Below are 25,090 nucleotides of genomic sequence, written 5' to 3'. Positions count from 1 at the left end.
TGGTATAAGTACGATGCCTCTGCGACTACTTTAGGTGCAGGGGCTCAAACATTAGCCAGATAAACAATTAACAGATATAAGTAGCTTACATAATTAACGAATAACTAATGAATAATTAATGGAGTAGAACTAATGGAAGCTAATAATACAGATGACAATAAACACGGTATTGGTCACTTTGAGGGCTTGAAAACCGCCATAGTCAATGGTGAAGAAGAGTTGGTAAAAGAGTTACTGTCAGACGAACCAATGCTAGAGATTGAAAGAAGTTACCTTATTGACTTAGCTTATTTAAATAAACACCACACTATTATCAAGTTACTCAAAGCTATTCCGGTAAAGGAATAGCTTCTTACTTTACTCTCTAGTAGCACTAATCAACATTGGCGAACCCTGTGCTGCTCAGATCCCCCGTTCAAGCATGATAGCTGCATAGTGTTTCTGATACCTTAGCATGCTATCGTTTAGATTCAGCGTTTGTCACCGGACAGCTGTTAATACCTAGTAATGAGTAAAGAGGGCATAGGCCAACTGCGCCGGTCAGCAGTGGCACAACGCCGATATAACCCCATACACCTACTGTTTCAGTAATGGCTAGTCCGATAAGAGCCAAACCTATGATTACACGTAATGTGCGATCTAGCGCACCTTCATTTTTCTTCATGGTATTTCTCCTTTATTAAGACTCTAGGCCAATATTTTTTGTCATTCGATCACATAATACTAGCACACGATACCTAACATAAATCATAAATAGGTACAGCGTCTGTTCGACAGAACACACTCGATAATGCTTAAGGGTGAGCAAAATGATTGTTCACTTGTGCAGGTTAAAATATTCCATGTCAGCGCTGCTCTCAATCCCAATAGCGAGCTACTGCTCAATCAAGCGCCTTGCCCTGATTTATTTTTCCTATACACAACAAGATCACAAACTTACTGGGATTGGTATTACTTACCCTTGCCGCTCACAAGTAAATCCTTCGCCTGATTTATTTTTGCTGCTAGGTAATTGCTGCCTCCTCGATCTGGATGGAGCTTTAGTATTAGTTTGTGGTGGGCAGCGATGATTTCTTCTTCTGTTGCATTTTGAGCTAGACCTAACACAGCATAAGCTTCACTTGCCGCCATCTCACCATTATCGCTGGTGCGAGATTTTTGTTGACTCTCTCCAGAATCAGAGTGATTTCTGGCATTGGCAGCTTCGCGCCAGTCATCGCCATGATTACGATCAAGATAAGTAGCCAAGACTTCGATAGAATCCGGATATTGCTTTTCTGCTAAGCTATACAGAGAGATTAATTCAGACAAACTCAATTCCGATAGATATTTTCCCTGACTATCAGTCGCTAGTAATTCACCATCTAAATTACCGCTGTCGTGTTCAAGGGTCATTTTGAGCAAGCTAGTTTCAATTGTAGAGCGTTGCGCTGCCCCAGAGCTTTTTGCAGCATTTGCTTTCATGGCGTCAATATAATATCGCACTGTGGTATAGCCGATGATGATGATCGCTACTAAAATGACAAGTCTGAACATAGCAAATTCACTTATTTGAACTATCAGTTAAGGTCAAGTTTACCACCCTTTATTTTTCGGTGTTGGTATTTTCGAGGGAACAATTACATTGTTCTGACTAAGCGACACACTACTCGCCGCGACTAAAATGATTTTCGCTCGAACAACGTTTAACCGTAAACGGTCAATAAGCCCTCATAAGTGCTACGTTATTTGCTGTAATAACCGCTGTACATTGGTATTGTTACTCAATAAATTATTTTGCAAAGCAGGTTTACCGCCTGCGGCATATACTGCAACTGCGGCTAACAACTGACCTAATTCTTTGGCACTGCCTTCATCAAACTGGCAATGTGCGCCTCCGCTCAAGCTTGCTAGCTGTGAGAATATACGGGCAACTTTTCGACTTTTACCTTCTTGAAAAATAAATAAAGGTAGGTTTAGTATTCGTAACTGACCAGCCAAGACGTTGAGTGAATCTGGATTTTCTTCAACACAATCACCGACAAATACCAGTGCGTTGACTTTGCTTGTGCGAGTTTCATTCAATGCATGTACTAACACTTTGCCAATCTGGGTTTTTCCAGCTAAGCAGCGTACCGAAAGTAAGGCTTGTTTTATTGCATCGGCGCCTTGTGTCCAGGGAAGCGCCTTAAATTCTGCAAAACCTCGGTAATAACAAAGCTGCACACTCAGGGCACTTACTTTATCTGCTTCGACAAACATAGCCGCATGTTGATGACTAGCCATATCCCAGCAGTGCTCACGACTTGCGGTGGCATCCATTGCAAATATCAATCTGCCCTTATTTAGGCTAGGAACCAGCGGAGCATTGTGGACTTTACCAATAAATGCCTGAATATCTTGAGCGTTTGATTTTTTATCAGGGAGCTTTGAAGTCATGTTATATTCCAGTTTTTGCTAAATTACGCAACACATAATGCAATATACCGCCGTGCTGGTAATAACTAAACTCGTTGGGTGTATCAATGCGAATATTTGCTTCAAATGAAAATTCACTGCCATCTTTAACGTTGACCGATACTCTCACCGTTTTTTGCCCCTTATTCACGGCAGGAATACTAAATTGTTCTTCACCGGTAAGTTGTAATGAATCGGCACTATCACCGGACATAAACTGTAACGGTAATATTCCCATGCCCACCAGGTTCGAACGATGAATACGCTCATAGCTTTGTGCTATCACCGCTTTAACGCCCAATAAGGCTGGCCCTTTAGCGGCCCAATCACGAGAGCTGCCGGTACCATACTCTTTTCCGGCTAATACAATGCAAGCAACCTTTTGTTGTTGATAGTCCATAGCAGCATCAAAAACACTCATTTTTTCACCCGAGGGCATCATTCGAGTCCAACATCCCTCGGTGCCCGGTGCTAATAAGTTACGTAAACGCACATTGGCAAAGGTGCCACGCATCATTACCTCATGATTACCTCGCCTGGAGCCATAAGAGTTAAAATATTTGGCAGAGACGCCTTCACTTTGTAAATATTGCGCTGCTGGGCTATCTAGCGCAATTGAGCCGGCAGGTGATATATGATCGGTGGTAACACTATCACCGAGTTTTAATAAACATCGGGCATTTTCAATCGGGCTAATGTCGGGTATTTTTGCAGTGATATTGTCAAAAAATGGCGGTAGTTTAACGTAAGTGGAATCTGGCCAATCATATTTTTGACTTTGTACTATAGCCAATCCTTGCCAATCTTCATTACCACTATAAACATCACTATAACGGGAGATAAACATAGTGCTGTCGATAACTTTGTCGATAACTTGTTTAATTTCCTGTCCGTCTGGCCAGATGTCATGCAAATAAACCGGTTTACCTAAAGTATCTTCACCCAAAGGCTCCGTGGTGATATCAATTTTCATCGTACCCGCCAATGCATAAGCAACCACCAGCGGAGGGGAGGCTAAATAATTAGCTTGTACTTCGGGATGAATGCGTCCTTCAAAGTTACGGTTACCGGATAAAACCGAGGTAATCGATAAATCACCTTGATGAATAGCTTCACTGACTTCGATAGGCAAAGGACCTGAATTACCAATACAGGTAGTACAACCGTAACCCACTAGCTGAAAGCCAAGGGCATCTAAATCTTCATTTAGGCCGGATTTACGTAAATAGTCGGTTACTACTTGTGAGCCGGGTGCAAAACTGGTTTTTACCCAAGGTTTTACATTGAGTCCCCGTTGCCTAGCATTTCTGGCTAACAAACCAGCGGCAATTAATACCGATGGATTTGAGGTGTTTGTACAACTGGTAATTGCCGCGATAACCACTGAACCATGCTTTAAGATAAACTCTTCGCCGTTATACTGACAAGGCACGCCAGCATCACCATTACTTGTTGTTAGTAGCGGTGAAGGGGAGCCTCCTTCACTTTCAAAACCACTTTCATCCATACTTGATTTTTGGTTAGAGTCAGGTTGATTAACGCCGTGTTGTAAAGCTGACCAGTCACGGTAGGCAAGACCTGCCTGGTCTAATGAAATTCTGTCCTGTGGACGTTTCGGGCCAGCAATAGAAGGCACCACTTCTTCAAGTTGCAACGATAACTGGCTGTGATAAACCGCATTTTGTTGAGAGTCTGTACCCCACATATCCATGGTTTTCAAATAAGACTCTATACGCTCAATATGCTCACTGTTTCGTCCAGTGAGTTTTAAGTAATCGGTTGTTTGATGATCGATGGGAAAAATCCCGCAAGTCGCACCATACTCAGGCGCCATATTGGCAATAGTTGCTCTATCGGCTAAGGTTAGTTCACTCACCCCAGAGCCAAAAAATTCGACAAACTTACCTACCACGCCAGCAGCGCGCAATTGTTCAGTCACTGTCAAGACTAAGTCAGTCGCTGTGGTACCTGCAGGTAACTTACCGGTTAATTCAAAGCCGACAATTTCTGGTAATAACATGGTGACAGGTTGGCCTAACATAGCTGCTTCGGCTTCGATACCACCAACCCCCCAACCGAGCACACCTAAACCATTAATCATGGTGGTATGTGAATCGGTGCCGACCAAAGTATCTGGGTAAAGCAAGTTATCTTCATGTGGCTTTTTGAAGATCACTCTGGCTAAGTATTCAAGGTTAACTTGATGGACAATACCACGACCTGGAGGGACTACTTTAAAGTTATCAAAACTTTGTTGCCCCCAGCGTAAAAACTGGTAACGTTCACGGTTACGTTGAAACTCAATAGCGGTGTTTTGTTCCATCGCATCGGCTTGACCGAATACGTCTACCATCACCGAATGATCGATGACCAGTTCAACAGGGTTTAACGGGTTAATTTTCTCTGCTTTACCGCCCATTTTGACAATGGCATCACGCATCGCTGCTAAGTCAACCACGGCCGGTACGCCAGTGAAATCTTGTAATATTACGCGGGAAGGAACAAAAGCAATTTCAGTATCCTGCCAGTTGTCTACATCCCATTTAGCTAAGGTTTCAATATCCGCTTGCTGAACAAAATCCTTATTCGCGTGACGTAATAAATTTTCTAAGAGAATTTTGGCAGCAAAGGGTAAACGTGAAAGATCATACTTATCTGCTAAACCATCAAAACTGTAGTAGTGACAAATTTCACCATTAATTTCAAGCTGCTTCAAACATTGTATCGACTTGGCCATGGGTAGTTCTCCATTAAAATAAAGACATTACGTTAAGCTTATACATCTACATTAGTACATCTACACTAGCATATCCGGGGCGAAATTTAATAGGGCAAGCATAAAACAGTTTACATAACAGTCTTGGTATATTTATATACCATCTCTGCATTGCTCATCCGAAAATTCTAACTCTATAGTCGTATGGACAAATGTAAAGGTTGCTAGTTCTTCTTGAAGTTGATTCTTAAGCGCTTTCATTTGCGAGATGGTAACCTCATTCCTTAAGACTAAGTGTACTGTCATCACACTATGTTCGCCGTCTAATGACCAAATATGAAAATGATGTAATTTGTTTACTTCGGGTTTAGACAACAGTAGGTTACGTACTTCTTTATCTTGTTTTTCATTTGGCGTGGCTTGTAAAAACAGCAATACGGTCTCTTTCAAATTACGAGCAACATTAAATAAAATGTATAAGGTGAAAGCAATTGATAATATTGGGTCTAATATTGGCCAAGGTTTAAACAATAGTACGATTGAGACAATTAAAACCGCTACCCAGCCCAATACATCTTCGAGTAAGTGCCAGTTGAGAACACGCTCATTTAATGATTCGCCAGCACTTAATTTGTAGGCGGCAAATCCGTTGACGGCAATACCAAATATTGACAAGAGTAGCATTCCTTCAGCTTGTGGCATTTGGGGCGCTGCTAGTCTTGGAATAGCTTCAAGTAAAATCCAGATTGAACCGGTGATGAGTACTAAACCGTTAATTAGAGCGCCGAGTAATGAAAAGCGCTTATAGCCATAAGAGAATGTATTATCAGCCTTTTTATCACTCAGCTTATTTAATATCCATGCGCTACCAATAGATAAACTATCACCCAAGTCATGCACCGCATCGGCCATAATAGCGGTACTATTAGTTAACCAACCGCCAATAAATTCGATGATAGTAAATATAACATTAAGAAAGAATGCCCAACCAATACGTTTTGAGGCGTTATCACTTGTCCCATGATGACTGTGACTGTGACAGTGACTGTGACTGTGCATACTTAATTCTCGCTATAATCGTATTGTGGCTTAGTACCAGCCATATAAAAAGCTACTCGTCTGAACGCTCTTTTTTAGGAAGATATTTATAACCATTTATCATTGAGGACACTAGCGCCGTTTTTTCTCGACGCTCACCAATAATAACACCGATAATATGTAATGGAATTAACAGTAGTAGTGCATAAAAGGCATAAACATGTGCGGTGATAAAAGGCTTTCTAATTTTACGCATTGCTTGGTAGGCTTGTTCATCAACATTTTCTTTAGAATAAGGCTTAATGACTGCGATTTTACTGCTATCAATCGCAATACTTTTAGCAAAGTATTGTCCTAATGGCGGGTAGTAAATATCAGTCCCCGCTATAACTAAACCGCTAATCATTTGAACAGACATAGATAGTAATAATGCTGCTACCATTAACTTACCTAGTGGATTGTGTCCTTTGTATGCTTTATGGGGTTGCTGTTTAAAGTCGGTTAATTCTTTAGTAAAGCCTTTAGCAAAAGGTAAAGTTTTACCCCAGCGTTCGTAACCTTGACCGAAAAATCCCATTACAATTCTTACCAGTAAATTGGCCGCAAAACCATACCCAGTGATGACATGAATAGTTTTAAGTAAAATTTTACCATCAACGCTTACGCCTAACGTTTTCGCATTAAAAATAATTAAACCTAACACTAATAGTATCGTTATTGCTAAGACATTAATCCAGTGGAATAATCTTAAATATTTACTCCATACATAGACTTGTTGAAATTGAATGTTCATGGTCACCTCGGGGATTTAGTAAGTTAGTACGCTATCTTATGAACATACAGCATAACGCATAACGCTATTTGATATATTGATCCTAATAGCAATTTGCTTAAATTTTTCCTTATTCAAAGCTACATTAGCGAGTTTAAAACAAGTAAATGGGGTAAATATAGTTAGTCTATGTTATATTTTTCGCTATTATCAGTTTACTAATAAGCGCTTAAAGAGCAAAAAAGCCAAATACCTAATAAAAGGTAAAGGTTTACATGCTGTGTTATTTATCGTGACAAAGACGCTGAATAGTAGATTTAGATAAGGCAAAATTTCACACTATTGAGTCACTACTCTTTTAATTAATTGCTTGTTGCTAATATTTTAAACTCTTGTTAAATGGGCAATAACTTAATCAAGTGATCGCAGCTAACTAAGACTTTATTTGTCATCTATTAGCTCTGCAAAAAATCATTCCCTGCAGTGAACCCTGCATGATAATCATGTTGTAAATCAGTATTAGTACTATTTAACAGCTTACATTGAAGATTATTTTTTGCAAAAATTTGAATGATTTCTAAATCTGGAGGTGGCTCAGCTATAAAGTCGAGTGCTTGCTGGTAAGCTTGCTCATGCTGAACTAAGTAATCAATTGTTTTTGGACAATATTTAGAAGTGACAATCCATGACTTTAATTTATGTGCCCAAGCAAACTGGCTATGAAAGTCTTCATTAACTGTTCGAATAACGACAATTTTTCGAGCACCACGACGATAGGCTTCACGCACCGGTAACGGCGCAGCAAGTCCACCGTCAAGGTAAAAATCGGCTTGAGTCTGATCACGTTTTGTTGCTGACTGACTCATTGGACTAATCGTAGACGAAGGTGCGATCTTAACGCCTTGCTTATATAAAAATGGCAGTGCACTAGAAGCTTTAAGTAATTGACGCCAATGATCGTTATCACCGTTTGGGCTTAAAAAATAACCTTGCCTATCGCGAGAATTCGTTGCGGTGATCAATAATTCGCGTTGCCCCAATGATTTCCTTGCCGTGGTAAGGTCTAAGGCAAAGTTACCTTTGAGGGTTTTATCAAAGTACCAATCCAAATCAACAATATTTTCTCCTCTTAATCCACGGCCTAGTTGGTAAAAACGTTTACGACGAGATAGCCCACTGATTAATTTCTTAGCATAGCCTTGTTGACGAGATAAAAAGCTAGTTAGGTTCTGTGAACCGGCCGATGTTCCTATAAATAAATCGAAGGGGTCAAAATCATGCTCTAACCATGCATCTAATACGCCAGCGGTAAAGATCCCTCGTTGACCGCCACCTTCGGCAATAAGCGCCATTTTGATGTGTGAAGCTTTACTATGATTAATAATTGGTGTTGGTGATAAGTCGTGCATGGAAAGCCTTTTTTAACTAGCGGAACTAAAATCGCTATCTTTGAGGTTTAAAATGTAAAAGTATGCCATTCACACGATGACAGTTAGACTACACATAAATGCATCCTACGTCTGTTCGTTAACACACACTCGACAATATGTCGAGATGACAAAATCACGTGAAGACGAGAAACAGCCCTTGAACTTTATTTGATTACCGCCGGCGTTAACGTAGATAACGATAAGCTAATTGGGTAGTGATCAGAAGAGTGAATATGGGTATGTACCTGTGAGTCCACTATGGTTAAGCCGCGACAATAAATATGGTCAAGATGGCGTAATAAATGATTAAACCTTGGCTGGCGCACCATTTTCACTTCGTTGAGTGAAAAAGTTGTCGCCATTTTTTGAAAATAGTTTAGTCGTTTACTATTCCAGGTATTGAAGTCACCGGCTAATAATATCGGGCCGTCATGATGTTCTAGGGCTTGAAAAACTTGATCTAAGTGTGCGCAAAACTTATTAAAAGCAACAAAATTGATCAGGTGAGTGTTGACGACCAGTAATGACTGCTCAACCCTATGGTCAAACGTTTGCATAGGGTAAACGGTAGCCAGTAACATCTTTTTAGTTTGTGATAGCGGCTCTTGATGTTGTGAGGCCGCGTAATAATGTTTTTTTGCGCTAACGGTTGAGCCGGTTTTAACACCTGTTTCTATATTGGTTTTTATATTTCTAAAACTGCGTGCCATGATCCACTGATGCTGCGTTGATTTTTTAAAAAAGCGGTCAAAGGGGCAATTAACGATAGCCTCTTGCAGTAGCACTAGATCTTTATCACTTGTTAATGCGATAAAGTCATCTTGCCAACCTTTCTTTTTACATTTGAAAACGTTCCACAGTAGCACGTCAATGTGTGGTCCTAATGCTGTTGTTGAAGCGCGCCCCATGATTTTTAGTGATTCAAGGTTGTTGTATCGACGTTTAATCATGTTTATATTCATATTGATGCTCATAGCGACCTTGTTACCTGGCGATGCTGTTTTATATTATGAAAGCAATACAAGTGAGTCTATTAACGTCAGACGATTAACCTAGCACTAGTATTACAGATAGGGGGAAAACAAGCGAAATAAGTTGTTCCGAATTTTTTTGTAAGTAGGTAAACCATGAATGTCGTCGTTAATAACCAGAGCAGAACCTTTCTTTTTTAAAGCAAAAAACTTGCTGAGTTTGCTGTTAAGCTCAGTATCAAAACACTCAAGGTTAATCTCAAAGTTAAACTCTAAGCTTCTAGCATCCCAGTTGGTTGAGCCAATAAATGACCAAATATCATCTATCAACACAATTTTACTGTGATCAAAGGGTCTTTTATTTTTATAAATCTTAATACCGTGTTCAATTATCCGTGAATAATTTGCTGCCATTACCCAATCAACAAATAAAATATTACTGTGCTGAGGCACAATGATTTCAATAGAAACACCGCGCATTGCTGCAGCGTGCAAAGACGTCATCAGCGTTTGGTCGGGAATAAAGTAGGGCGTCATAATCTTTACACTTTTTTTAGCGCAAACCAAAGCATTAATTAATGTCCAGCGTATTCTATTGTGATGCTCATCAGGTCCGTCTTGAATAACGCGTGCAACCACAGGGTTTACATGGCGTTGTGTCGTTTTAGTGTTTAACTGATCGGGGTTACTGGTCTTGACAATATAATGAGGAAATTGAATTAACTTACGCGTCGCAAAAAACCAATCTTCTATAAATACCTGACTAATTTGATCAATGACCGGACCGGTTACTTTAAAGTGCACATCATCAATGGGGTGTTTTGCCGATTTAATCACATTATTTTCGCTAATATTCATACCTCCAATATAAGCGACTTCGCCATCTACGCAGAGTATTTTTCTATGATTTCTAAGGTTAATAAAACGAATGCTGGTAAAGGAAATAGCAGGTAAAAAGCGTGCCGTTTTTACCCCCAGCTTGTTTAATGCTCGGTCTGATTTGTGCCAACTATAACCAACGCCGATACCATCAAGTAATACGTTTACAATAACACCACGTTGATGTGCTTGCGCTAATGCGGTAATAAATTGTCGCCCAATGGTGTCATAATCAAAAATGTAACTCGATAACACAATATGATGTTTGGCGCCGTTAATTGAATCAATCATCGCTGGATAGGCGTCATCGCCATTAATAAGCGGCTCTATTTTGTTACAGGCAAGATAATTGATGGGATTAATAGCATGACCGGCTATGAGGGCTGCATGCCAATTTGTTGGCAATTGATGAAAGTTTATCGGCTTTTTTTTATAACGAAAGTTTTTCTTTAGCGTTTGCGGATGCTCTTTTTGTGCGGAGCGCTTAATACGGTTTATACCAAATAACCAATAAAATAAGCTACCTACCACGGGAGAAAATATGACTAGACCAATCCAAGCAAGTGAGGTACGTTCATTTTCTTTAAACAAAAGTACGTGTACCGATGTTAACAAAGATAAGCTAAGATGGAAAATAACGATGATGGTGACCCAATAAAGGGTGAGCCAGTTAACTAACGCTTCAACTAGGTACATAAAAACTCAACTTAACGTAACAAATAGCGATGAAATAACGCTATTTGATTAATCTATTTAATTAGCCATGGAAAAAAAGTGCTTAAAGAATATTACAATAACATTGCCACGTATTTAATGGATACTTTCGGTGCCAATTTTATCTTATTAATCATCCTATTTTCGACAGTGATGTTAATCGTGTATTTTATAATGATAAGTTACCTTATTACCCAACTAGATACACGATACTTTATCGATAAAAATTTAAGTAATAAAACAGACAATGAGATAAAGAATGAAACAAAATCGGTTAATAATAACCGTGCGCGCCCTCACTTAATACTAATGAATGGCAGTGTTAGCCTTGTTGTTAATACCTTAAAAATTTTCGTGGGGGTAGTGTTATTGTTGTGTGGTATTGCCATGCTAGTGTTACCAGGGCAAGGATTATTGACGATATTAATCGGCTTGAGCTTAATACCCTTTCCAGGTAAAAAAAAGATTGAACAAAATATTCTTGCGCGAAAGTCAGTAAGGTTTTCTCTGAACTGGATTCGAACTAAAGCTAAGAAGGAGCCTTTTATTTTTGATTAAATGACCAGCTACATTTGCCCCCCTTAACGAAGTCTGAGTAAGATAACTGACAGAGCAACCGTAAATAACACCTTATAATCATGTCATTAAGATTAATTTAATAACGTTGGTTGGCTTTGCTTTATGGGAGGGCTAATGTTTTTTGTCGCTTGCAAAGATAATTGGGAGCTATTCAGTGTATTGAGTAGATCCACAGTATTATCTACAACTCATGTTTATCATTAATGTGACGGCTGTTTTTTATAAATACATTCAGCTTATTTATTAATTATTAATATCTCAACTCGTCTGTTTTCTGCGCGACCTACTGCCGTTTCATTTGATGCCACTGGCTTACTTTTACCAAAACCATTCGAAGTAACTTTATGCTCAGCAATAAGTCCTACTTGGGTAATAAAATTAGCAACGGTTTTTGCTCGGGCTTTCGATAGCGACATATTCAATGCTTCACTACCGACATTATCGGTATGTCCTGAAACCATGATGTCAGCATCTGGAAAGCTTTTGATAGCGGTAATGATTTTATTCAACAAAACAAAATTACTTGACTCTATTTCACTGCTACCTGATTTAAAGGCAAAACCTTGGGCACGAATAAGCACGTTATCTAATTGACGATATACATTGGCCTCTTCAGGGGTATACAGGGCTTGCACTTTAGCAAAACGTTCAGCATCAGCTCTATCTTGTGCTTGCTCTTGTTCAAACCCCATTTTAGCTTGTTCTGTATCTTTTACTAACTGAGTTTGTTTTGTTTCAGCTGATTGTATTCCCATCAACAAGGTTTTACGTTCTTGGACGACATCTGCCAGCGCTTGATGTAAGCTATTGATTACTTTTTTGTTTGGTAAATTGAAATCAACATCAGTGTCAATAGCGGCAACTACTTGGCTAATTTGTTCCTGATACCAGAGAATTTTTTTCTCTTCATCAAAGTCGGCATTTTTAAACTTAGTCGCAATATCTACGATGCCGGTCGCTCTTTGCACTAACCATATTGCTTGGTTAGCATGAATATTGGCTTTTTGAGTCGCAGTTCGATCTGCTTCTAATGTAGCCAAAGCCAGACGGTACTCATCTTCTGCCATTGCTATAGTTTTAGGGGCAATTTTTTTAACATCATTTTTCTTAGCGTTAGCTAACGCTTTTTCAGCAACACTGAGCATATTACGCTTTAACGACTTTAGCTCTATGTCTAAATATTTATTACGTAGCGCATTGATATCACGCTTTGCTTTTTCATCATCGCCAATTTCAAGTAGAGCTAATATGCTTGCTAACTCAGTTTCAGCATTTTCAAAAGCTTCTGGTGTAGCTGAACTCGCCTTTACTTTTATTGCTCTCTGGCATTAAAAACCTCTTCAAAGATATATTTTGCCTTTACGGCTTGTTTCTCAGCGGCTTCAACGTTTGCTATAACTTGGTGAGCACTATTATCTGCTTTGGGATCATTATTTTGGGCTTGCCTAAGTGCTTCCTTATAAGAGTTCTCTGCACTTTTTAGTTGAACGGGTGCGTAAAGTGCTAAGTTGCCTTGTGCTGCAAGCTCAATGCTTTTTTTGGCCTGAGCCAGAGCGGGATTACTTTCGAACATTTCCTGTTCCGTCAGTACTTTTTGTGTGGCACAACCGCTCAATGTGGCGATAAGTAAAGCGATTGTCATATATTTTAGTTTCATCGAATTATCCTTTAATCATAAATTGATTGGTGTGTATTTATGTGTACAGCATGACAGTATCAGACATAACAAAGACAACCCTGTGGTTCTCTTATGTTAAGAGAGGTAAAATTAACAGTAAGTGCGTTTTAGCAAAGCGTCTGTGCGCTAGCTCACTAACGTTTAATTATTTTGCTCAAAGCAAATTAACATAAATGAAGTGGCGCGTTCTAACAAGGTGAGGCTAAGTATGACTAGTTGTTTAGGCGATTTTTTCTGGCAAGTAAAATAAGTACCAATCCATGCTAAAATAATATGAAAAAAATCAACTAAAAATTGTTAAAAAAATCTTTGACTTGTTTTTCGGCCTTACTACGTGAAATGTCATAGCGCTTTTCAATTAGACTCGCGAGTTTATGTTGGTGACCGTCAACTCTTATCAGCTCATTTTCAGTGATTTTCCCCCAAATATTTTTGGCGGCACTAATTTGTTGCTTCCAGCTTTTTTCTGTTTTGCTAACACTCGGTGCATCGTCTTGATAGTTGTGTTGCTGTTGTTTCAACTTCATCCTATTTATTTCCTTAAGTGTTGAGTCACTATTTTTACTATAATTGTTAAATAAAATTGATATTTGTTATTGATAGTCAACGGGTGTCCTCTGAAAACGTCACACTTTTCGCCATGTAAAAGGCATTAGTGGTAGAGCCTTTTAGCTAGAGGTTACAGTCTTTGCTGAGCTTTTTTTATTCGTTTGCAATGACAATATTTTGAGTATAGCTTGCGCTTAAAAATTAACGTGGTTTGAGATTATTGTGGGTAATATTGATATTTTGTTGGTTGATAGGGAACTAATGTATAGTTCGACTGTAAAAAAGAAACCAAATTAATAAGTTCGGTTATGGTCATTACCTCGTTAAAAATTTTCATTTTTGATTCTCCTTCAGCGGTTTGTGACATAGCTGAATATGGCTTAGAAAACTTATGAGAAGGATTAATTATCGAGGTGACTAATTGAGCATAGGTGATTATTTGGCTTTTATCACCGCCAAGGGGAACTAGAATATCCTGATTTTTTTCAACACTTATATCTTCAGTGCCTTGAAGTGTATGGCAAGCTAAACATTGGTATTTTATAAACACTATTTTCCCTGTGTCAATATCGCCATGAGGAAGGTTAAAGCCTCGTGGGGAATCAACCCCTTCGTTACAGCTGACTAACATTAATGATATGAGGATAAGTAAAGAGTATTTCATTGCTATTCCTTGGTAAAAATCTGACATAACAATTAAGTGTCTTGCTTGTAATTAATAAATCACACAACGCTATATACTTACTCTGTCCTGAATACAAAAATACATCTGTACGGTGTCGCACATAACTTAATTATATCAGTACTATTTTTTGTCGACGTTGATCAGAGGAGTAGCTTATATATTCGTGCAACGATATAGTGTTAAGTATTTGTATTTAAAATCATTTATTGTTTTTCCTATAGGGTGATAATGGTTGTTCGTGCGCTGAACAGTGATGGGGCGCATCGGTTAGTTGTCATTATTGAGCTATCAAAATAGACATACTGACTATATATATTAGTGAGGTAGGGCAACGATATTAAAGCTGTTTAATATACTATAGATGGTGTACTTTATATTTTAAGAGGATCTTCGCTGGAGCTATTTGTGGATTTTAAAAATTATTATCAAATATTAGATGTTGCTAGAGATGCTACTTTAGAAGAGATTAAACGCTCCTATAAAAAATTGGCTAGAAAATATCATCCAGATGTGAGTAAAGAAGCTGATGCTGAAATTCGCTTTAAAGAAGTAGGTGAAGCTTATGCGGTACTCAAAGAGCCAGATAAGCGTGCCGCCTATGATCAATTGGGTAATGACTGGCAATCAGGACAAGATTTTAATCCACCACCAGACTGGGATGCTGGGTTTGAATTTACAGGTGAGCGTACTGCAGGAGCTAGTCAGGCAGATTTTAGTGATTTTTTTGAGTCGTTGTTTGGTCAAGGGTTTGGCTCACAACATTCAGGAGGACAATATCGAACGGCTAATAAAGCACGCGGTGAAGATCATCACGCCAAAGTTTTAATTGATCTGGAAGACGCATATAAAGGTGCAACGCGCAGTATTGTGCTTCACTCTCCAGCGTTGGATAAACAAGGGCGCATGGTAAATAAACAGCGTACTTTAAACGTTAAAATACCTAAAGGTGTTAAACAAGGTCAGCGGATCAGGCTCTGTGGTCAAGGTACTCCTAGTTTTGGAGTCGGTCCTGCAGGTGATCTTTATCTTGAGCTAGCATTCAACACGCACGCTATTTATCGTGTCGAGCAACACGATGTCTATCTCGATTTACCAGTGACTCCGTGGGAAGCGGCACTGGGCGCAACTATTAAAGTACCAACACCAGGTGGTCCAGTTGATTTAAAGATTGCACCCTCAACAAAAAATGGCCAGAAACTTCGTTTAAAAGCTCGTGGTATTCCGGCCAAGACACCAGGAGACTTATACGTTGTGGCTCAAATTGTTTTACCACCAGCTGATACCGACGCTGCCAAAGCCATCTACATAAAAATGCAAGAGGAATTAGCCTTTAATCCACGAAGCCAGTTAGGAGTATAAACTAATGAATGATCTTATATTGCAGGGTGTACTGCTTGATGAAGAAGCCGAACTGTCTCTTGAAGAATTGTGTTATGCCTGTTCAAGCTCTACTAAATGGATTATAGCTTTAGTTGAAGTAGGGGTATTAGACCCTGTTAATTATCAACAAACGCCGGTAGAACAACAGACTTTGTGGAAGTTCTCAGCTTATAGTCTAAAACGGGCACGTACAGCGATGAGGCTTCAACGAGACCTAGGGGTAAATGAGGCGGGTGTTGCCTTAGTTTTAGATTTACTCGAAGAGATTGAAACATTAGAAGCAAGGTTAAACCGTTATAAAGCACCAATGATTAATCACTCATAAAAGTATTAGCCTACTTTTTAGATAACGGTGTAAGCAACAGTAAAGCTTACTCAATGAAGCCTTTACTTCCATTCGCTATTATTACTCATATGTTACGTCGATTTAAGTTTAACCAGTTATGCTTTGTTGTAACCATGGCGGTGGTTACTTTAGTAGACTCTCCTGCGACTAGTATAGGTTATTCATCTATACGTAAACTAATATCGGTTACTGGCACGCAACAGCAGGGCAGTATTTCGTTGTCACCAACGTAAGCTAAAGGCTCGCCTGCTGGGTAGTGAATTTGACCCTCTACTAGGGTAACTCGACAGGCACCACAAAAACCATCACGGCAATGGTAATGTACTTCAACATCAGCTAACTCTAAACAATCAAGTAAGGTTTGTGCTTTATTATTATAAAGCACCACTTTACCTTGCACGTTAATTTTAGGCTGTAATTTTAACGTGTTTATCATATTGTCAGCGGCGTTTTTGGCTTTTATAGTGATAGTCATCGTTTATTTCATAACCTATGTATAGATAACTAAAAGCACGGTATTCGCGCTTTTAGCGTAACTTATAATTAAGTATCTTTAATAAATTTTCAATGGGTTATAAGTCAAAGTCATCAAAGTCGTCAGCATCTACAGATGAGTCAACCTGACCTACTAAATAGCTTGATATTTCAGTTTCTTGCGGAGCAACTTGTACGTTGTCACTAACAAGGTATGCATTCATCCAAGGTAACGGATTACTCTTTATGTTATAAGGCGCGGCAAAACCAATAGCAGTTAAACGCTGATTAGAAATATATTCAATATATTGATTTAAAATATCGGCATTAAGGCCAATCATTGAGCCATCTTTAAATAAGTATTGCGCCCATTCTTTTTCTTGCTCAACAACATCTAAGAAAATTTGCAAACCTTCGTCACGAAGTTCTTCACTAATAATTTTCATTTCAGGATCATCTTTACCTGATCGCCAGTTATTAAGAATATGCTGCGTACCGGTTAAGTGTAATGCTTCATCACGGGCAATAAGCTTGATAATTTTAGCATTACCTTCAAGTAATTCTCGTTCTGCAAAAGCGAATGAGCAAGCAAAGCTAACATAAAAGCGAATAGCTTCTAGTGCGTTAACAGAGCACACAGCAAGATATAAACGCTCTTTAAGCTTTCTTGTTGTTACTTCAATGGTTTTACCTTCAATGTCATAGGTACCTTCACCTTGAGATTGGAGTAATTGTGTGGTGAGAATAACCTCATCAAAGTATTTCGAGATGCTTGAAGCACGCTTTAAAATAGCGGGGTTAACGATAATATCATCGAATATTTCCCCAGGGGCAGTAAATAAATTACGTAGAATATGGGTATAAGAGCGTGAGTGAATAGTTTCACTAAACGCCCACGTTTCTATCCACGTCTCTACTTCAGGTAAAGAGACTAAGGGTAAAAACACGGCATTAACAGAGCGCGCAGCCATTGAATCTAGCAATGTTTGATATTTTAGGTTTGAGATAAAAATATGTTTTTCAGAGTCGGTTAAACTTTGCCAATCAGCCCTATCTTTAGAGACATCCACTTCTTCTGGACGCCAAAAAAATGATAATTGTTTTTCAATTAACTTTTCAAAAGCAATATAACGTTGTTGATCGTAACGAGAAACGTTAACGCTATTACCTAAAAACATTGGCTCTAACAGCGCGTCATTAGGTGTTTGATTAAACGTGGTATACGTCATTTTTTTATTCCTTTGGGACTACCAAGTAGTCATAGTTAAAGCCTAGTCTTAACTAAGCTCTATCGTGTTCTATTATGTTTAATGCTTGTTAGCGCTGAGGTGCAATACAGTGATGTTCAGTACTTTCAGTCTTAGTGCCTAGGTACTGTGCTCTCAGTGCATCAGTGTAAGTCATGTCAACTAGATGACTTACACGATATAACTTAAGCTACGTTATTTAACGCAATTTAGATCGCCTTAAATTGAGAACATTTTAACTTGTGCTGTTATTAAGTTATGATTAAATGTTCGTTAAGGCTTGGTTAAGCTCTGGCTATATTTTACAAGCACCATCAGCACAGCTATCGTCTTCAGCTTCAAAATCATCATTAGCACCATCACGGGTATTATGGTAATAAAGCGTTTTAACACCTAGCTTATAGGCTGTTAGCATATCTTGTAATATTTGTTTAACCGGTACTTTACCTGCCGCAAATTTATTTGGATCATAGTTTGTGTTCGCTGAAATCGCTTGATCAACAAACTTTTGCATTATACCCACTAGCTCTAAATAGCCTTGGTTATTGGGAATGTTCCACAGTAACTCGTAGTTGCCTTTTAGTCGTTCATATTCAGGAACAACTTGCTTTAAAATGCCATCTTTACTTGCTTTAATGCTGATCAAACCACGCGGTGGCTCAATACCGTTAGTGGCATTTGAGATTTGTGACGAGGTTTCTGATGGCATTAACGCCGATACTGTTGAATTTCTTACACCATGTTGTTTAATACTTTCGCGTAAGGTCTCCCAATCAAGATGCAATGGCTCACCCGTAATGTCATCAATCGATTTTTTATAAGTATCAATAGGTAAGATACCTTGCGCTAAGCGTGTTTCGTTAAACTTAGGGCACGGGCCTTGCTCTTTGGCTAATTCATTAGTCGCTTTAAGTAAATAATACTGAATCGCTTCAAAAGTACGATGTGTTAAGTTATTAGCACTACCGTTTGAATAGTAAAGGCCATTTTTAGCCAAGTAGTAAGCATAGTTTATAACACCTATACCTAACGTTCTACGCGCCATACTAGCACTTTGTGCAGCCGGAATAGGGTAGTCTTGATAATCTAATAAGCTATCTAAAGCGCGTACGGCTAAATCAGCTAAGCCTTCTAGCTCATCTAATGAATCAATAGCACCTAAGTTAAAGGCAGACAGCGTACACAGTGCTATTTCGCCATTTTCATCGTTAATATCGTTCATTGGTTTAGTCGGTAGCGCAATTTCTAAACACAAATTACTTTGACGAATTGCCGCTTTTGTCGGCTCAAAAGGACTATGGGTATTACAGTGATCAACATTTTGTAAGTAAATTCGACCAGTGCTGGCGCGCTCTTGGGCAAATAACGTAAATAATTCAATTGCTTTAATACGTTTTTTGCGAATAGACTCATCATTTTCATATTGCACGTACAAACGCTCAAATTTTTCTTGATCTTCAAAGAAGGCGTCATAAAGTCCTGGTACATCACTAGGACTAAATAAAGTAATATAGCCGCCTTTAATTAAGCGTTGATACATAAGCTTATTAAATTGCACGCCATAGTCTAAATGACGAACACGATTTTCTTCAACACCTCGGTTATTTTTAAGTACCAGTAAGCTTTCTACTTCAAGATGCCATAATGGATAAAACAAGGTCGCTGCACCGCCGCGAACGCCACCTTGCGAACAACTTTTTACAGCGGTTTGAAAGTGTTTAAAGAACGGAATACAACCAGTATGAAAAGCTTCACCATTTCTTATCGTGCTACCTAAAGCGCGAATACGTCCGGCATTAACGCCAATACCTGCACGTTGTGATACGTATTTAACAATAGCACTTGATGTGGCGTTAATAGAATCTAAACTGTCACCACACTCAATCAATACACACGATGAAAATTGACGTGTTGGCGTACGAACGCCGGCCATTATTGGCGTAGGTAACGATATTTTAAAGGTTGAGATGGCGTGGTAGAAGTTTTCTACGTAAGTTAAACGTGACTCAGTAGGGTATTTAGCAAATAAACAGGCCGCCACTAACACATATAAAAATTGCGCACTTTCGTAAATTTCACCACTAACACGGTTCTGTACTAAGTATTTACCTTCAAGTTGCTTAACGGCGGCATAGCTGAAGTTTAGATCACGGCTATGATCCATAAAACTGGCCATATGATCAAAATCTTCTTTGCTGTAGTCAGCTAATAAATGCTGATCATATTTACCTGCTTCTACTAACTTGACTACGTGCTGATAAAGAGCCGGTGGCTCAAATTTTCCGTAGGCTTTTTTACGTAAATGAAATACCGCTAAACGCGCAGCTAGATATTGATAATCAGGAGTTTCTTCAGAGATTAAATCAGCCGCAGCTTTAATAATTGTTTCATGAATATCTTCAGTTTTAATACCATCGTAAAACTGAATATGTGATTTTAACTCAACCTGAGAAACAGAAACATGCTCTAAGCCATCGGCAGCCCAAGCAATTACGCGGTGAATTTTTTCTAAATCAATGTTTTCTTTCTTACCATTTCGTTTAGTTACAAAGAGGCTGTTAGTCATGAAATACCTGTCAAGCAAATTATGGTGAATGTTTATATCCTTTAATATCAACAGAATTGATGTATCAAAGGAATTAAAATTGTTACTAATAAAAAGTCCATTACTGATTTAAATAGCAAGGCTAATTAGACATTATTTAATACGTATATTAAATAAGCCATTGAACATCAAATGCACAATATCTAGGGCTTTTTAAAATTATAGGCACAAGATAGTGAGGTTTGACCTCTTTTGCAAGTGATAAAATAGGTTGATCTTTGGCGTTATTTTTGCCGTAATTATAGGGGTTAGTGGTGACTAACCTAGTAAGACTATTTCATTTTGGAATTTACTAAAAGCAACGATTATTTACGTCTTTTAAAATATAATAATTTTCATCAATTATTTTTGTTAAATTTTTATTATCTTTATAGTGAATTAATCTAAAGAAAATAAAATATAATAATTTCAATGCTTTATGGAGTAATGGTGTGCTGGCTTAATGTTTGAACAACTTGCTTGTTTATACAACAATGCTTAAATCAAAGCCTCAAACAATGATCAACATTAGCTTAAATCATTGTTTGAGGCTTTAAGTCGTTATTTACTTGCTATTTTTTACGTCATCTTAACGGTTATTTAGCTTCACCGTTTAGTTGTTAACACAAAGATCAACACGAAGGCGACTAAAGCTTACGACAACACAATATATAGTTAACATCGAGTGAATTATCGAGCTTATGGTTGCCCGTTATCGGGTTGTAATGAATACCACTGGTATCAATACATTTTAAACCATGCGCCTCTGCCCAACCAATAAGCTGGGAAGGGCGAATAAATTTATCATGGTCATGGGTACCATCAGGCACTATTTTTAGTAGTTTTTCTGCTGCGAGTATTGCCAATAAATACGACTTGATACTTTTATTGAGGGTTGAAAAGAACACCAAGCCGCCAGGCTTTACTAACGACGCACACGCGTTAATCACAGATTCAGGCTCTGGTACATGCTCAAGCATTTCCATACAAGTAACCACGTCAAAAGCTTCCGGGTCTTGCAAGGCTTTTTCTTCTGCAGTTATTTTTTGATAATTAATTGACAGGCTTGATTCTAACGCATGTAATTTAGCGACATTAAGTGGCTCTGTACCCATATCAATACCCATCACTTGAGCACCTAATTTGGCTAATGACTCAGACAATATGCCACCACCACAACCCACATCAATCATTTTTTTATTATAAAAACCGTTATTGGTGTCATCGCTGTTAAGCGCCGAGGCAATATGTTGGCTAATAAAATTTACTCTTAAGGGGTTAATTTGATGTAATGGTTTAAAATCACCGGTTAAATCCCACCATTGACTAGCAATTTGCTCAAATTTGGCAATTTCATCTTCATTTACGTTAAGCGGTTTGGCTGACATAGTTGACTACTTTAAATTAATTTTTAATGGTTTTATTCTAAACGAAAGTTATTTTTAAGCAAAGGAGATAGATCAAACATATGCTTTTACGGTGTTTTTTTAAGCTGTTCATAATACTTATAAAAACCTTTAATAAAACCAGTATGGCATCAAACATTTTTATGCTAGTATGCTGCGCTAATTACTATTATTATTGACTAGAAATAACCACTAGAAAAGCCTAATAGAAATACCGAATAGAAATGTCTAATAGTGTTGTCTGTTAGATAACAATAAAAACATTTAAAATATCGTTTTTCCATACAAGATAATACTCTTACTATCTACAGTATTGTTAAACAAAAGAATTAGTTAAGGGATACCATCGATTTATGTCCGACCTGGCCAAACAAATAGTTCCAGTTAATATTGAAGATGAACTAAAAAACTCCTATTTAGATTATGCTATGAGCGTAATAGTTGGGCGTGCATTGCCTGATGTTCGTGACGGCTTAAAACCAGTACATCGCAGGGTGTTATTTGCCATGGATGTCCTTGGTAATGATTGGAATAAAGCCTATAAAAAATCTGCCCGTGTGGTTGGTGATGTTATAGGTAAGTATCACCCACATGGTGATACAGCTGTTTACGATACCATCGTTCGTATGGCACAACCATTTTCCTTACGTTACATGCTTGTCGATGGACAAGGTAACTTTGGTTCTGTTGATGGTGATAGCGCGGCGGCAATGCGTTATACCGAAATTAGAATGTCTAAAATCGCCCACGCTATTCTTGCTGATTTAGATAAAGAAACCGTTGATTTTGTACCTAACTATGACGGTACTGAGCATATTCCAGCGGTGATGCCAACGCGTATACCTAACTTACTGGTTAACGGCACTTCAGGTATTGCCGTTGGTATGGCAACCAATATCCCACCACATAACTTAACTGAAGTCATTAATGCGTGTTTAGCGCTTATCGACAACAGTGACCTCACGTTTGAAGAAATATTACAGCATATCCCTGGTCCTGACTTTCCAACAGCAGGTATCATCAGTGGTCGTGCGGGTATTGAAGAAGCTTACCGAACGGGTCGTGGTAAAATAAAAATTCGTGCGCGTGCTGACATTGAAGTCCATGAAACTACGGGCAAAGAAACCATTATAGTGCACGAGCTGCCTTATCAAGTTAACAAAGCACGCCTGATAGAAAAAATGGCTGAGCTGGTTAAAGAAAAACGTCTTGAGGGTATTTCTGCTTTACGTGACGAGTCTGATAAAGACGGTATGCGTATGGTTATTGAAATCAAACGTGGTGACGTAGGTGAAGTTGTTTTAAATAACCTATACAAACTTACGCAAATGCAAGTGTCTTTTGGTTTAAATATGGTGGCCTTAACCAATGGTCAACCAAAAATATTTAACATTAAAGAAATGCTAGAAGCGTTTATTCTACATCGCCGTGAAGTGGTTACCCGTCGTACTATTTTCGAATTAAGAAAAGCGCGTGAACGTGCGCATATCTTAGAAGGTTTATCGATTGCATTAGCCAATATTGACCCTATTATTGAACTTATTAAAAATTCAAACAATAGAAAAGAGTCAGAAGAAAAACTTATCGCTCAAGGTTGGTCTCTTGGTAATGTGGCACATATGCTTAGCGAAGCGGGCAATGATGCCGCGCGCCCTGAGTGGCTAGAGCCAGAATACGGTATCCGTGATGGTTTATATTATTTAACCGCAGAGCAAGCAAAAGCCATTGTTGACTTACAGTTATACAAACTGTCTGGCATGGAACACGATAAGATTTTAAGTGAGTACAAAACGCTCTTAGACCTTATTGCTGAATTAATGCATATTTTAGCGACACCTGAGCGCTTAATGGAAGTTATTTGTGAAGAGCTTATTGCTATTCGTGATGAGTTTGGCGACGAACGTCGAACTGAAATCACCAATGCGTCACATGACTTATCATTAGAAGACTTAATCACTGAAGAAGACGTGGTGGTTACCTTATCCCATGAAGGTTATGTTAAATACCAAGTGTTAAGCGATTACGAAGCTCAGCGTCGTGGTGGTAAAGGTAAAGCCGCTACTAAGATGAAAGAAGAAGACTTCATCGAGCGTTTATTAGTGGCTAATACTCATGATACGATTTTATGTTTCTCAGATCGTGGTAAATTATACTGGTTGAAAGTGTATCAGTTGCCATTAGCAAGTCGTACCGCCAGAGGCAGACCTATTGTTAATATTCTGCCGTTAGAAAGTGATGAACGCATCACCGCTATTTTACCGGTACGTGATTACGCCGATGATAAATATATTGTGATGGCAACGGCGTCAGGTACAGTGAAGAAAACGCGTTTAGATGCTTATTCAAATCAACGTGCTAATGGTATTATTGCCTTAAACCTTCGTGATGACGATACCCTAATTGGTGTTGATATTACCGATGGTAATAACGATATTATGTTGTTCTCTGATGCTGGTAAAGTAGTGCGCTTTAATGAAAAAGTACGCGACAGTGAAACGGGTGAAATTAAGCTTGACCCTGAAACAGGTGAACAACGCTGGGCATTAAAACCTATCGGTCGTACAGGTACTGGTGTTCGCGGTATGAAACTTGAAGGCGAGCAAAAAGTTGTTTCACTTATTGTACCTAAAAATGACGGGCCTATATTAACTATTACTGAAAACGGTTTTGGTAAGCGCACCGACTTAGCTGAATATCCAGCTAAGAGTAGAGCAACTAAAGGTGTTGTGTCTATTAAAGTGAGTGAACGTAATGGCCCAGTTGTCGGTGCAGTTCAGGTTGAAGAACTTGATGAAATAATGCTTATTACCGACAGTGGCACCTTGGTTCGAACGCGCGTTAATGAAGTGAGCGTGATAGGTCGTAATACTCAAGGGGTACGCTTAATTCGTACTGCTGATGATGAACATGTTGTTGCATTACAACGTATAGATGAAATTGAAGTCGCAGAAGAACTTGAACAAGCTACTGATGTTGATGAAAACCTTGTAGCAAGTGTTGAAGAAGCCGCTGAGCCTAGCGAGCAAAAAGATATTGCTGATGGTCTAGAAGGTGACAATCAAGAATAAGTGCAATTGAAACATTAAAAAGGGCGGCTAATAACCGCCTTTTTTACTATGCGGATGAATATTTTACACCGTAAATAATTAAACCGCAGATAATTAAACCATAGATAATTACAGCTAAGTTAATTAAGTAGGAAAGAT

Annotated in this window: 23 protein-coding genes; 6 read left to right on the top strand and 17 right to left on the bottom strand. The window is 38.6% G+C overall.

What is annotated here, in order from left to right:
- Window positions 1-132: 132 nt before the first annotated feature.
- Window positions 133-348 carry a hypothetical protein gene (locus tag FCS21_RS12965; protein ID WP_138623972.1) on the top strand — a complete coding sequence of 72 codons (216 nt, stop codon included), beginning with the start codon at window positions 133-135 and terminating at the stop codon, window positions 346-348.
- A 109-nt stretch (window positions 349-457) separates the two neighbouring features.
- Here the strand turns inward: FCS21_RS12965 and FCS21_RS12960 are convergent, their stop codons facing one another.
- The 9 genes from FCS21_RS12960 to FCS21_RS12920 all read right to left on the bottom strand — a co-directional run bounded on the left by FCS21_RS12960 (window position 458) and on the right by FCS21_RS12920 (window position 10,938).
- Window positions 458-664: a YgaP family membrane protein gene (locus FCS21_RS12960; protein WP_138623971.1), complete on the bottom strand. Its 207-nt coding sequence runs from the start codon at window positions 662-664 to the stop codon at window positions 458-460.
- 287 nt (window positions 665-951) lie between these two features.
- Window positions 952-1,536 carry a DnaJ domain-containing protein gene (locus tag FCS21_RS12955; RefSeq protein WP_138623970.1) on the bottom strand — a complete coding sequence of 195 codons (585 nt, stop codon included), beginning with the start codon at window positions 1,534-1,536 and terminating at the stop codon, window positions 952-954.
- A gap of 183 nt (window positions 1,537-1,719) precedes the next feature.
- A complete protein-coding gene (locus tag FCS21_RS12950; RefSeq protein ID WP_138623969.1) occupies window positions 1,720-2,418 on the bottom strand; it encodes a VWA domain-containing protein in 699 nt (232 codons plus the stop codon).
- A 1-nt stretch (window position 2,419) separates the two neighbouring features.
- The gene (gene acnA / locus FCS21_RS12945) at window positions 2,420-5,173 is read right to left on the bottom strand and encodes an aconitate hydratase AcnA (RefSeq protein WP_138623968.1); all 2,754 of its coding nucleotides are present in this window, start codon (window positions 5,171-5,173) and stop codon (window positions 2,420-2,422) included.
- A gap of 132 nt (window positions 5,174-5,305) precedes the next feature.
- On the bottom strand, window positions 5,306-6,211 hold the full coding sequence (locus tag FCS21_RS12940) for a cation diffusion facilitator family transporter (protein WP_138623967.1): 906 nt from the start codon (window positions 6,209-6,211) through the stop codon (window positions 5,306-5,308).
- 52 nt (window positions 6,212-6,263) lie between these two features.
- Window positions 6,264-6,983, bottom strand: coding sequence for a cytochrome b/b6 domain-containing protein (locus FCS21_RS12935; protein WP_138623966.1), 720 nt, complete (start codon window positions 6,981-6,983; stop codon window positions 6,264-6,266).
- 434 nt (window positions 6,984-7,417) lie between these two features.
- Window positions 7,418-8,371 carry a patatin-like phospholipase family protein gene (locus tag FCS21_RS12930; RefSeq protein WP_138623965.1) on the bottom strand — a complete coding sequence of 318 codons (954 nt, stop codon included), beginning with the start codon at window positions 8,369-8,371 and terminating at the stop codon, window positions 7,418-7,420.
- 185 nt (window positions 8,372-8,556) lie between these two features.
- The gene (locus FCS21_RS12925) at window positions 8,557-9,342 is read right to left on the bottom strand and encodes an endonuclease/exonuclease/phosphatase family protein (protein WP_138624016.1); all 786 of its coding nucleotides are present in this window, start codon (window positions 9,340-9,342) and stop codon (window positions 8,557-8,559) included.
- 114 nt (window positions 9,343-9,456) lie between these two features.
- Window positions 9,457-10,938: a phospholipase D-like domain-containing protein gene (locus tag FCS21_RS12920; RefSeq protein WP_138623964.1), complete on the bottom strand. Its 1,482-nt coding sequence runs from the start codon at window positions 10,936-10,938 to the stop codon at window positions 9,457-9,459.
- 78 nt (window positions 10,939-11,016) lie between these two features.
- On the opposite strand from FCS21_RS12920, the gene FCS21_RS12915 reads away from it, so the two are divergent.
- Window positions 11,017-11,514 (top strand): hypothetical protein, encoded by a 498-nt coding sequence (locus tag FCS21_RS12915; protein ID WP_118056237.1) that lies wholly within the window; start codon window positions 11,017-11,019, stop codon window positions 11,512-11,514.
- Between the two features lie 257 nt (window positions 11,515-11,771).
- On the opposite strand, the gene FCS21_RS12910 is transcribed toward FCS21_RS12915, so the two are convergent.
- Complete coding sequence (locus FCS21_RS12910) at window positions 11,772-12,680, bottom strand: OmpA family protein (RefSeq protein WP_138623963.1); 909 nt, start codon at window positions 12,678-12,680, stop codon at window positions 11,772-11,774.
- 25 nt (window positions 12,681-12,705) lie between these two features.
- On the opposite strand from FCS21_RS12910, the gene FCS21_RS16820 reads away from it, so the two are divergent.
- The gene (locus tag FCS21_RS16820; RefSeq protein ID WP_171035705.1) at window positions 12,706-12,867 is read left to right on the top strand and encodes a hypothetical protein; all 162 of its coding nucleotides are present in this window, start codon (window positions 12,706-12,708) and stop codon (window positions 12,865-12,867) included.
- Here the strand turns inward: FCS21_RS16820 and FCS21_RS12905 are convergent.
- The 3 genes from FCS21_RS12905 to FCS21_RS12895 form a co-directional block, all read right to left on the bottom strand.
- Window positions 12,848-13,192 carry a DUF4398 domain-containing protein gene (locus FCS21_RS12905; protein ID WP_138623962.1) on the bottom strand — a complete coding sequence of 115 codons (345 nt, stop codon included), beginning with the start codon at window positions 13,190-13,192 and terminating at the stop codon, window positions 12,848-12,850. The genes FCS21_RS16820 and FCS21_RS12905 overlap by 20 nt on opposite strands.
- Before the next feature lie 308 nt (window positions 13,193-13,500).
- Window positions 13,501-13,740 carry a CsbD family protein gene (locus FCS21_RS12900; RefSeq protein WP_222927971.1) on the bottom strand — a complete coding sequence of 80 codons (240 nt, stop codon included), beginning with the start codon at window positions 13,738-13,740 and terminating at the stop codon, window positions 13,501-13,503.
- Between the two features lie 239 nt (window positions 13,741-13,979).
- The gene (locus FCS21_RS12895) at window positions 13,980-14,426 is read right to left on the bottom strand and encodes a cytochrome C (RefSeq protein ID WP_138623961.1); all 447 of its coding nucleotides are present in this window, start codon (window positions 14,424-14,426) and stop codon (window positions 13,980-13,982) included.
- A 426-nt stretch (window positions 14,427-14,852) separates the two neighbouring features.
- Here FCS21_RS12895 and FCS21_RS12890 point away from each other — a divergent pair, with 426 nt between their 5' ends.
- Together FCS21_RS12890 and FCS21_RS12885 are read left to right on the top strand one after the other, a co-directional pair.
- Window positions 14,853-15,806, top strand: a complete 954-nt coding sequence (locus tag FCS21_RS12890; RefSeq protein WP_138623960.1) for a DnaJ C-terminal domain-containing protein — start codon at window positions 14,853-14,855, stop codon at window positions 15,804-15,806.
- Window positions 15,807-15,810: 4 nt separating this feature from the next.
- Window positions 15,811-16,152 carry a chaperone modulator CbpM gene (locus tag FCS21_RS12885; protein ID WP_138623959.1) on the top strand — a complete coding sequence of 114 codons (342 nt, stop codon included), beginning with the start codon at window positions 15,811-15,813 and terminating at the stop codon, window positions 16,150-16,152.
- Window positions 16,153-16,330: 178 nt separating this feature from the next.
- Here FCS21_RS12885 and yfaE read toward each other — a convergent pair whose 3' ends face one another.
- The 4 genes from yfaE to ubiG all read right to left on the bottom strand — a co-directional run bounded on the left by yfaE (window position 16,331) and on the right by ubiG (window position 21,866).
- On the bottom strand, window positions 16,331-16,648 hold the full coding sequence (yfaE, locus tag FCS21_RS12880; RefSeq protein WP_220399255.1) for a class I ribonucleotide reductase maintenance protein YfaE: 318 nt from the start codon (window positions 16,646-16,648) through the stop codon (window positions 16,331-16,333).
- A gap of 97 nt (window positions 16,649-16,745) precedes the next feature.
- Window positions 16,746-17,876: a class Ia ribonucleoside-diphosphate reductase subunit beta gene (nrdB, locus tag FCS21_RS12875; RefSeq protein WP_138623958.1), complete on the bottom strand. Its 1,131-nt coding sequence runs from the start codon at window positions 17,874-17,876 to the stop codon at window positions 16,746-16,748.
- Window positions 17,877-18,189: 313 nt separating this feature from the next.
- The gene (nrdA, locus tag FCS21_RS12870) at window positions 18,190-20,460 is read right to left on the bottom strand and encodes a class 1a ribonucleoside-diphosphate reductase subunit alpha (RefSeq protein WP_138623957.1); all 2,271 of its coding nucleotides are present in this window, start codon (window positions 20,458-20,460) and stop codon (window positions 18,190-18,192) included.
- A gap of 665 nt (window positions 20,461-21,125) precedes the next feature.
- On the bottom strand, window positions 21,126-21,866 hold the full coding sequence (gene ubiG / locus FCS21_RS12865) for a bifunctional 2-polyprenyl-6-hydroxyphenol methylase/3-demethylubiquinol 3-O-methyltransferase UbiG (RefSeq protein ID WP_138623956.1): 741 nt from the start codon (window positions 21,864-21,866) through the stop codon (window positions 21,126-21,128).
- 371 nt (window positions 21,867-22,237) lie between these two features.
- On the opposite strand from ubiG, the gene gyrA reads away from it, so the two are divergent.
- Window positions 22,238-24,952 (top strand): DNA topoisomerase (ATP-hydrolyzing) subunit A, encoded by a 2,715-nt coding sequence (gyrA, locus tag FCS21_RS12860; RefSeq protein WP_138623955.1) that lies wholly within the window; start codon window positions 22,238-22,240, stop codon window positions 24,950-24,952.
- Window positions 24,953-25,090 lie beyond the last annotated feature (138 nt).

Origin of the sequence: Colwellia ponticola (assembly GCF_005885605.1) — a bacterium.
Taxonomy (GTDB): domain Bacteria; phylum Pseudomonadota; class Gammaproteobacteria; order Enterobacterales; family Alteromonadaceae; genus Colwellia; species Colwellia ponticola.
The sequence above is the reverse complement of the archived record's forward strand: the minus strand, read 5'-3'. Positions and strand labels throughout refer to the sequence as shown.